The organism is Candidatus Frankia nodulisporulans, assembly GCF_902806475.1.
In the GTDB taxonomy this organism is placed as follows: Bacteria; Actinomycetota; Actinomycetes; order Frankiales; family Frankiaceae; genus Frankia; species Frankia umida.
Genome location: NZ_CADCWS010000163.1, coordinates 1 through 9,976, shown reverse-complemented (window position 1 = coordinate 9,976; position 9,976 = coordinate 1). Strand labels below are relative to the sequence as shown.

The window sequence follows — 9,976 nt, the reverse complement described above, 5'->3', positions numbered from 1 at the left end:
CGACCCCGCGGAGCCGCCCGCCCAACGGATGGCCGGACGGACGGCTCGAGGGATGGCTCGAGGGTCTGGGCGAAAGATGGCCCGAGGGATGGTCCGACGGACGGCCCGACGCCTCGACGCGTCGGGCCGTCCGCGTCATTCGACCGGCTCGGGGCGGGTGAACAGCCGGTACAGAACGATCATCGGCGGTGTGACGATCACCAGGCCACCGACGACGGCGTAGAGCATCGCGCGGATGTTGGGCGACGGCGCGGCGGCGTCGTCCACCGTGACCTGGCCGACGATCAGGTCGGGGTACTGGGCGATCGCCCAGCCCCAGAGCATCCCGCCGACGGCCAGGCCCGCGGCGAGCCGGGCGACGACGAACTGGTTGCGCCCCAGCGCCACCAGCGCCGCGACCCCACCGACCGCGGACAACGCGACCAGCGGCACCGATCGGTCACCGAACCGGCCGGCGACGACCGGCGCCTCATGCGCGAACAGTGGCAGCAGGGCCAGCGCGAGCACCCCGCAGACCACCGCCCCACCGAACGCCCGGCGACGGAACACCGGCACCAGATGCGCGGTGACCGGGGACGCCCCGGCGTCCTTGCACAGGTACACGGCCGCGAGGAAGGCGGTCGCGGCGACGGCGAACAGGCCGCAGCCCAGCCCGAAGACGCTGCGCACCGGCTCCATCGGGTCCGACGTCGACATCTTGCCCGTCGCCAGCGCCGCACCGGTCACACCGAGGGCGAACGGGGTGATCGTCGAGGAGATGGCGAAGACGTGCCCCCACCAGTGGTCCGGACCGGCCGCGCCCGCGCCGTACGCCCGGTAGACGTAGGCGGCGCCGCGCAGCACGATGCCGACGAGCGCGGCCGCCAGCGGGATCTCCAGCGACGATCCCACCACGCCATAGGCCGGCGGGAAACCGCTGAACAGGGCGACGACGATGAACACCAACCACACGTGGTTGGCCTCCCACACCGGCCCGATCGAGGCCGAGATCAGCCGGCGCTGGGAGCGGGCGTCCGGCCCGCGAGCCAGCAGATCCCACACGCCGCCGCCGAAGTCGGCGCCGCCGAGCAGCGCGTAGGCGGTCAGCCCGATCACCATGACGACGAGAAGCAGGTCGGCGGATGTCATCGGGACTCTCCGTGCTCGCTACGGCCGACGGCCGAGGTGGCCTCGACCCGGTTCTCGGACGGGGCGGCGGTCGTCGGTCCCGGCTCCGGCGGGTTGACCGCCAGGGTGCAACCGGGACGGCCAGCCGACGGGGTCACGGTCGTCGACCGTCTGTTCGACACGGCATGCCGTCCGGACGGACGACCGAACAGTCCCGCTCGCCCGGCGTTCGCCCGCTCGCTCTTCGTACGCGCCTCATGCCGCGGATGTGGGATGACCGGCACCTGGTCGGCCCCAGCCTCCGCGGCCGGAGCCCGGTCCGCCGGAGTCGGCTCAGCCGGAACCCGGTCTGCCGGAACCCGGCCGGCCGGAGTCCGCGGGGGGACGCCGGCGGGAACGGGGGCGCCGGCGGGGGTGAGGGCGTAGCGGCCAGCGTGCTCCGCGGCCGGGTCGTACGGTGTCGCCGAGCGGCCCGCGTCGGCCCGTGCGGCCGTCGCGGCGGGCTCATGCGTGGCCGCGGTTTCACGCGCGGCGACGGGTTCACGTACGGCGGCGGGCTTGTGTGTGGCGGCGGGTGCGGACTCCTTGGCGTCGCCCTTGTCGTCGTCCTTGTCGTCGGAACCGTCGGAGCCGTCGCCGTCCCGATCGGGCCGGCCAGGGCCGGTGCCGGTGCCACGGCCGCCGTCACGCGGACGCGGGGCGCTGGGCATCGACGGCCCACTCGGCCGGTTGGGCACCAGCTGCTCACCGCTGGGTCCACCGGTGGCCATCCGGCGCAGGATCAGGATCAGCGCGCCGGCCAGGCCCAGGTACAGCGTGAGCGTGCCGGCGAAGATCGGCGCGGCGCCGTCGCTACCGGTGACCGCGTCGACCACCTTCATGTGACCGCCGACGATCCACGGCTGCCGGCCACCCTCGGTGACCTCCCAGCCGGCGATCATGGCCAGCATCGCCGCCGGGCCGGTGCAGGCCGCGGCGAGCAGCCAGGGCCGCCCGGTCGGGAGCAGCGGGTACTGCCCGCGCCGCCGCCGCCGCAGGACGGCGAACCCGGTCGCCCCCGACAACGCGAGCAGGGCCGAACCAAGCACGATCATCACCGTGAACGCGCCGTGTACGAGCGTGCCGTCGGGGCGTTCCTCCGGCGGGGCGGAATCGAGCCCCGTCATCACATGGTTCGTGGAGAAGCCCTCGAGCAGCGACAGCATGCCGGGGATCTCCAGGCCGCCGCGGACCTCACCGGTCTTGTCGTCGTAGATCCCGCCGAGTGCGAACGGGGCGTTCGAACCGGTGTGGTAGAGCCCTTCCATCGCGGCGAGCTTGAGCGGCTGGTGTTCGCCGGCGCTGCGGCCGGCCCAGTCACCGGCGATGAGCTGCAACGGGGCGGCGACGAGCACCGCGGTCAGTCCGATGGCGAGGCCACGCCGGTGGTAGGTGTCCCGACGTCCGCGCAGCATGCCGACCGCGTAGATCGCCGCCACCATTCCACCGGCGCACATGAACGCGGCCAGCAGCATGTGCACGAGCTGCGGTCCGAACGACGGGCTGGTGAACGGGGCGAGCGGTTCCTCGGCGATGACCCGGCCGTTCCGCTCGGTGATGCCGCGCGGCACGTTCATCCAGGCGTTGACCGTGATGATGAACAGCGTCGACAGCGTGCCGGAGATCGCGATCGGCCAGAGAGTCAGCCAGTGCGCGCGGGCCGAGAGGCGTTTCCAGCCGTACAGGTACATCCCGACGAAGATCGCCTCGATGAAGAACGCAAAACCCTCCATGGTGAACGACAGCCCGAGGGCGCCACCGTACTTGGACATAAAAGCGGGCCAGAGCAGCCCGAACTCGAACGACAGCACTGTTCCCGAGACGGCGCCCACCGCGAAGAGCACGGCGAAGGCACGCGACCACTTCTTCGTCAGCGCCAGCCACACCGGATCACCGGTACGCAGCCAGCGCCACTCGGTGTAGACGAGCATCCAGGGCAGGCCGACACCGAATACGGCGAAGCAGATGTGGAACGCGAGGGAGAACGCCGTCTGGGCACGAGCGAGGTCGATGGCGTCGGCGGCGAGAACCATGCGCACGGCTCCTTCGAAGGACCGCGGGAAGAAATCGACCGGGAATCAGTCGACCTTCTACCCAGCGTAGAAGGTCCCAAGGTACGTAGCGGGCGGTCCGGTCGGCCCGGCGTTCCTGCGTGAGGTCCACAACAGGGTCGGCACCGACCGGCGGGGCGGTGCTTCGTTCGTCCCCCCACCAGGCATACGTGTCCAGGCCGTCTTTTCCCCGTCAGGACGGGTGTGATTCTGCCAAGCCGGCCGCCGTCGGCGTTTTTTGCACCGTTCGGGCGGCACCAAAGAGCACGCCGACCACAGCTCGCAGGCGTCACTCCGGGCCGGCCAGGACCAATGTGTTCCGACCCGCGGGTCAAATGTCCTGCGGGTTGCCTTAATTCCACGTAAAGAATGACAGCCAGCCCGCGGCGGCACGCACCGGAAACGACCGACGGACACTGGCGGGCCACCGAAAGGTCGGCGGTGAATCGGTCCGTTCGGCTCGCCCGGGGTGCCACCATCGCGGCCGAACAGCCCGGCCGGGCCAGGCCAGGAGTCCGGTTCGGATCGCCGGAAGGTGACCATCGACGGCGGTGGACGGCGCTTCCCTGGCCGTCCGACCGGCCGCGGGCAGGACCACCGGGCCGGCGCGGCCAGACCTGTGGGCCCGTCGGACCCGACGACCGGGCCGGCGCCGGCGGACCCCTCGGCGGGCGCCCCCGTCCCGCCGGCGCGCCTTACCGTCCGCCCAACACCGAGGTCAGCACGGGTGTGACGCAGGCTGCGTCGACAAACCTCGGGGTTCGACCACGGTCAACTTCTACGCGACGTAGGATTGAGGCATGGCGCGCCTGGGTGACCTCGAACGGTCGGTCATGGACGTGTTGTGGTCCAGCGACGGGTGGTTGACAGCTCGCGAGGTCGCCGCCCGCCTCGACCACGAGCGCGATCTCGCGTACACCACCGTGCTGACCGTGCTCGAACGACTGGAACGCAAGGGCTTCGTGCGCCGGCAGCGGGCCGCGCGGGCCCATCGCTACGCGGCCACCGACAGCCGTGAGGCCGTCGTCGCCGAGGCGATGATGGAGGCCCTCGGCACGGCGGACGACCGCGGCTCGGCCCTGGTCCGTTTCGTCGGCTCCGTCTCCGCCGAGGAGGCGGAGATCCTGCGCCGGGCGCTGGACCCCCTGAGCGTGCTCCCGCCGCTGGCGGAGCCCATCGGGATGGGCGCCGCGGCAGCACCCGCCGCGGGTGCGCCCGCCTCAGCCCCCGCGACCGGCTCCGATGCCGTTGCAGGCCCGTTCGGGTCCGCAACGGGCGATGCGGACGGTCTCGGCACGGCCTCCACCGAGCCGGAGTAACCGGAGTAAACAGTTCAGCTTCGGCCAGTGCGGGGGTAGCGTGGCCCAGGACATGACGACCGCGGCACTCCTCGCCCTGTTCGCGGGCGTGCTGGCCTGGCCGGTGCCACGCCTGCTCGCTGCCGCGCGATGGCCGCATCGCTACCCGCGGGCTGCGATCCTGCTCTGGCAGGCGATCGGTCTGGCCGGCGGAGTATCAGCGCTGCTGGCCGCGGTGGCGTTCACCGTCTCCCCACTGGCCACCAGCACTCCTTCGGCGATCATCGATCATCTGACCAACGTGGCCGCGGGCGAGCCGCTCGCCGGGCTGCGCTGGATCAACCTGGTCGGTCTGGCGCTCGCCACCGCGCTCGCCGGTCGACTGTTCGGTGTTCTCGGCGCCTCCACCGCCGCCACGTTGCGTGAACGGCATCGGCATCGGCATCTCGTCGACCTCGCCGGCCGCCGCCATCGCCGCCACGACACCCATGATCCGACCGGCCACCTGCTCTCCCCCGCCGGCGGCCTTCCCGCCGCCGAGCCGTTCTCCCCGACCGGGCATCACGACCATCTCGTCCCGGGCGACCGGCTCCCCCCGGAGCAACCGGTCAGCGGCCTGACGTACCCGTCGCCCGCCACCAGCGGTCATCCGACGACCGGCGGCGCTGACAGCGGCGAGAACGACGGGTCCATACCGGATGAAAGCGTGACGATCCGGGCGGTCGCGTCCTGCTGTCTGTGCGAGCACCGCGACCGGGCCGGCATCCGGCTGCGGATTCTCGACCATCCGATCGCGGTCGCCTACTGCGTGCCCGGGGTACGGCACGCCCGGGTGGTGGTCTCCCGCGGCCTGCTCAACACCCTGGCCGCCGACGAACTCGACGCGGTGCTCGCCCACGAGGCCGCCCATGTCGCCGGCCGTCACGACCTGGTCATCCAGCCGTTCGTCGCCTGGGAGCGCACCTTTCCGTTCCTGGGCCCGGCCCGGGAGGCCACCGCGGCGGTGTCGCTGCTGGTGGAGATGCTCGCCGACGATGCCGCCGGACGGCAGACCAGCCGCCCCGCACTGGCTCGGGCGCTCGCCCGGATCGGGGTGACCAGGGCACCCGTTCCCGCCGGTGCCCTGAGCATCCTCGGTGCGAACGGCGCCCTCGCCGATGCCGCTGGTGTCCGCACGGCCGGTGCCGGCGGCACCGCGGCCACGCACGGTCACGGCCGCGAGGGCGGCCACGAGGGTCCGGTCGGCGTCGGCCCGTCGCGTGGGATCACCAATCCGGTGATCTCCCGCATCGCCCGGTTGCTCGACCCGCCGGCGGTGCACTGGTGGCAGGCCCTGGTCGCCTACCTCGGCGCCGCGGCGGTGCTCGTCACCCCACCGCTGATCATCCTGATCGGCTGAACCGGCCACACCCGAACGCCCGACCACCCGAACGCCCGACCGACGGCCGGGACGGACGGCACGAAACCGTCCGCCGGCATCGGCTAGACCACATCGCCGGACGTAGGCAAGAGCGCCATCGACTCGGCAGACTTGGCCCCACCGAGCCTGACCCCGCCCGAGAACGACCGCGAACAACATCGCCGGAGGCGGTTGTGACGACCGATCGGACCACGACGGCCCTGGACGCACGCGACCCGGATCCGGGTGCCTTCGCCGGTGGGGTGTCCAGCGGCACCCGGCACGCGGCGGTGCGCGCCGGTGTACGCAGGCTGGGCCATCTGCTCGGGCAGGCGCTCACCCGCCACGAGGGTGCGGACACCCTGGCCCTCGTCGAGCAGGTGCGAGCCCTGGCCCGCCGGCCCGACAACGGCGCCGAACTCGCCCGGCTGCTGGCCGGCGTCGACGACCCGACCGCGATCGTGCTCGCCCGCGCGTTCACCGCCTACTTCCAGCTCGCCAACATCACCGAGCAGCTGTACCGCTCCCGGGAGCTCTCCGACCGGGCCCAGGGCCCGCTGGCGGAGACGTTCGCCCGGATGGGGGACGCGCTCGACGCCGGCACCCTCGAGCGCGAGCTCGCCAGCTCCATCGCCGGACGCCTCGAGCTTCGGCCGGTGTTCACCGCGCATCCGACCGAGGCCAGCCGTCGCTCGGTGCTCGACACGCTGCGCCGCATCGCCGACCTGCTCGACGCCGACAGCCCGGATGTCGGCACATCCCGTCCGGCGGACACCGAACGCCTCGGGCGTCGCCTCGCCGAGATGGTCGACATCCTGTGGCAGACCGACGAGCTGCGGGTGGAGCGGCCCAAGCCCACCGACGAGGCCCGCTCCGCCGCCTACTACCTGGAACTGATCGCCACCGAGGTGCTGCCCGACCTGCTGGAGGAGCTGGACCTCGCCTTCGCCCGGGTGGGGATCCCACTGCCGGCGGGGGCCCGTCCGCTGCGGTTCGGCTCGTGGGCTGGCGGTGACCGGGACGGAAACCCGAACGTCACGCCGGCGGTCACCCTCGAGGTTCTGACCCTGCAGCACGAGTTCGGTATCCGACTGCTGACCTCGGCCGTCGAACGGTTGGTCAAGGAGCTGACCGCGTCCACCCGGGTGGTGACGGTGAGCGAGGAACTGTTGGCGTCGCTGGCCGCCGACCGGGTGGCGCTGCCCGAGGTGTACGAGCGCTACGTGCGGCTCAACGCCGAGGAGCCGTACCGGCTCAAGTGCAGCTACATCCTGGCCCGTCTCGCCGCCACCCGTGACCGTCTGGCCGCCGGCCGCCCCCATGTGGCCGGCCGCGACTACGCGGGTCTGCCCGACGTGCTCGACGATCTGGCGGTGATGCGCGCGTCGCTCGCCGCCGGGGATGGCAGCCTGGTCGCCGACGGCCCGCTGCAACGGATGATCCGCACCGCCAACGCGATGGGTCTGGCGCTGGCGACCCTGGACATCCGCGAACACGCCGACAAACACCATGGTGCGCTCGGCGCCCTCTACGATCTGCTCGGCGAACTGGACGCGCCCTACGCCGAACTCGACCGACCGGCCCGACGCGCCCTGCTGTCCGCCGAACTGACCCGGCGCCGCCCGCTGCTGGGCAGCGCGCCGCCGCCGCTACCCGACGGTGCCCTCGGCGCGCTGGACCTGATGCGCACGATCCGGGTCGCCCTCGACCGGTTCGGCGCGGACGTCATCGAGAGCTACATCGTGTCGATGACCCGCGACGTCGACGACATCCTCGCCGTGGCGGTGCTAGCCCGGGAGGCGGGCCTGGTCGGGGTCGGGTTCGCCGGGCGGCCGGCGTGGGCCCGGATCGGTTTCGTCCCCCTGTTCGAGACGGTCGCCGAGCTGCGCTCCGCCGGTGCCCTGCTGGACGGGATGCTCACCGACCCGTCCTACCGGGCGCTGGTCGGTGCCCGCGGTGACGTGCAGGAGGTCATGCTCGGCTACTCGGACTCGTCCAAGGACGCCGGCATCACCGCGTCCCAGTGGGAGATCCACAAGGCCCAGCGGGACCTGCGTGACATCGCTCGCCGCCACGGCGTGGTGCTGCGCCTGTTCCACGGCCGCGGCGGCTCGGTCGGACGCGGCGGCGGCCCCAGCGGCGAGGCGATCATGGCCCAGCCGTTCGGCACCCTGGACGGCTCGATCAAGGTGACCGAGCAGGGCGAGGTGATCTCGGACAAGTACACCCTGCCGCAGCTCGCCCGGCACAACCTCGAGATCGCCCTGTCCGCGGTGGTCGAGGCCTCGATCCTGCACCGCTCCGCCCGACTGAGCCCCGCCGTGCTCGCCGGCTGGGACGCCACCATGCAGGCCGTGGCCGACTCGGCTCGCGAGGCCTACCAGGCGTTCGTCGCGAACCCGGCACTCGTGCCGTTCTTCCTCGCCGCCACCCCGGTGGAGGAGCTCGGCAACCTCAACATCGGCTCCCGCCCGTCGCGCCGTCCCGGCGGCTCCGGCGGCCTCGCCGACCTGCGCGCGATCCCGTGGGTGTTCGGCTGGACCCAGTCCCGGATCATCCTGCCCGGCTGGTTCGGTGTCGGCACCGGCCTGGCCGCCGCCCGCGCCGCCGGAGCCGGCGACACCCTCGCCGACATGTACCACTCCTGGCACTTCTTCCGGACGTTCCTCGGCAACGTCCAGATGACCCTCGCCAAGTCGGACCTCGCCATCGCCGAGCGCTACGTCACCACCCTGACCGGCGACCTCGCCCCCATCGGCGCCCCCGGCGCGGCCGGCTCGGCAGGTTCGGCCGGCTCGGCGATCTTCGAGACGATCCGCGCCGAGCACGCCCGCACCGTGCGCGAGGTGCTCGCGGTCACCGGCCAGCGGGAACTGCTCGAGAACGCCCCCACACTGCGCCACACCCTCGAGGTCCGCGACGCCTACCTCGCCCCCTTGCACGCCCTGCAGATCTCCCTGCTGGCCCGTTCCCGGGCCGCCGGCCCCGACGCCGACCCCCACCTGCGCCGCGCCCTGCTGCTCACCATCAACGGCATCGCCGCCGGCCTGCGCAACACCGGCTGACCAGGGGAGGACCCGGCTGGCCGCATCCCGCTTCACCAGCGGCGGGAGCGGGTATAGGTCGAGTTCAGCCGGAGTGCACGGTGGTCCGCACAGAACACGGAGTGGACCATCGGGTGGACGAGGCGAGGAGGAGAGGAGCAGTGGTGACACGCCAACGGACAGTCGAACGGCGAGGAGGTCGACACGGAATGTGGCCACATATTCCCGAAATGTCGACGATCGCTGGCCGTCCGTGCCTCGCGCCGCGATTGACGGCGACGGTGAGCGGCAATTAACAGCTCAGTAACGATTGATTAATGCCCGGAGAACCTGTCAGCGTCAGCGTAGACGAACACGTCCGATCCGTCCTCACACAGGCCATGCACACAAGGGCGTCGGACAGACCCAGACGACCAGACGGCAGGTGGTGGACGCCATGGAGACGATCGTCAAGATTGCGGCATCTATCGACGATATTCCGACTGTCGAGGAAACGGATGCCATGCTGGACGAGTTGCGCCGGCGCCCACGGGATTCCGCGACGGCAAAGATGATCGACGAGCTGCTCGAGCTTCGCATGCTACTGGGAGTGGCCTACGAGCCCACGCCCGCCGAGTAGCGCGATAACCACGTAACCGAACGGGGACCTCCCCGGCCCACGAGCAGGGCCACTGGGAGGTCCCCGCCATCGGTTGCCGCCGATGCAACTGCTGGGACCCGAACGGCTGGTTCTGGTTCTGGTTCTGCTGGTTGCCGCGCTGGCCACCCTGCGAGGCGCCGAAGCGCTCGCCGAGGTTCCCGCCCTGGCCGCCGCCGACACCCACGAGCTGGTGGAGGCGGTTCTCGATGTAACGCTCGCTGTGGTGCGTCTTGTCCGCGATGCGTGCGACGAGGTCGTTCACGCTGGTGGCGCTGTCGACATCCGCGGCGCTGACCTGGCCGAACTGGTCCAGGATGCCGTAGCGGAGCTGCTGCCAGTTCTGCCGAAGCTGCTGCTCGATCTGCTGCTGGGCCATCTCTGCGGGTAACTGGTCAGGT

At 71.8% G+C, this 9,976-nt stretch carries 6 protein-coding genes and 1 pseudogene; 4 read left to right on the top strand and 3 right to left on the bottom strand.

Going from position 1 to position 9,976, the window contains the following annotated elements:
* Window positions 1-135: 135 nt before the first annotated feature.
* Both G6R24_RS14415 and G6R24_RS14410 read right to left on the bottom strand, forming a co-directional pair.
* Window positions 136-1,128: a cytochrome d ubiquinol oxidase subunit II gene (locus tag G6R24_RS14415; RefSeq protein WP_163549767.1), complete on the bottom strand. Its 993-nt coding sequence runs from the start codon at window positions 1,126-1,128 to the stop codon at window positions 136-138.
* Window positions 1,125-3,179, bottom strand: a complete 2,055-nt coding sequence (locus G6R24_RS14410) for a cytochrome ubiquinol oxidase subunit I (protein ID WP_163549766.1) — start codon at window positions 3,177-3,179, stop codon at window positions 1,125-1,127. Before G6R24_RS14410 ends, G6R24_RS14415 begins: the two co-directional genes overlap by 4 nt.
* Before the next feature lie 818 nt (window positions 3,180-3,997).
* Here G6R24_RS14410 and G6R24_RS14405 point away from each other — a divergent pair.
* The 4 genes from G6R24_RS14405 (at window position 3,998) to G6R24_RS14390 (ending at window position 9,557) form a co-directional block, all read left to right on the top strand.
* Window positions 3,998-4,516, top strand: coding sequence for a BlaI/MecI/CopY family transcriptional regulator (locus tag G6R24_RS14405; protein ID WP_163549765.1), 519 nt, complete (start codon window positions 3,998-4,000; stop codon window positions 4,514-4,516).
* 52 nt (window positions 4,517-4,568) lie between these two features.
* Window positions 4,569-5,894, top strand: coding sequence for a M56 family metallopeptidase (locus G6R24_RS14400; RefSeq protein ID WP_163549764.1), 1,326 nt, complete (start codon window positions 4,569-4,571; stop codon window positions 5,892-5,894).
* Between the two features lie 194 nt (window positions 5,895-6,088).
* The gene (gene ppc, locus G6R24_RS14395; protein WP_163549763.1) at window positions 6,089-8,959 is read left to right on the top strand and encodes a phosphoenolpyruvate carboxylase; all 2,871 of its coding nucleotides are present in this window, start codon (window positions 6,089-6,091) and stop codon (window positions 8,957-8,959) included.
* Between the two features lie 415 nt (window positions 8,960-9,374).
* Window positions 9,375-9,557: a hypothetical protein gene (locus G6R24_RS14390; protein WP_163549762.1), complete on the top strand. Its 183-nt coding sequence runs from the start codon at window positions 9,375-9,377 to the stop codon at window positions 9,555-9,557.
* A gap of 88 nt (window positions 9,558-9,645) precedes the next feature.
* Here G6R24_RS14390 and G6R24_RS22480 read toward each other — a convergent pair.
* A pseudogene (locus tag G6R24_RS22480) lies at window positions 9,646-9,954 on the bottom strand (hypothetical protein); the annotation flags it as partial.
* Between the last annotated feature and the right edge of the window lie 22 nt (window positions 9,955-9,976).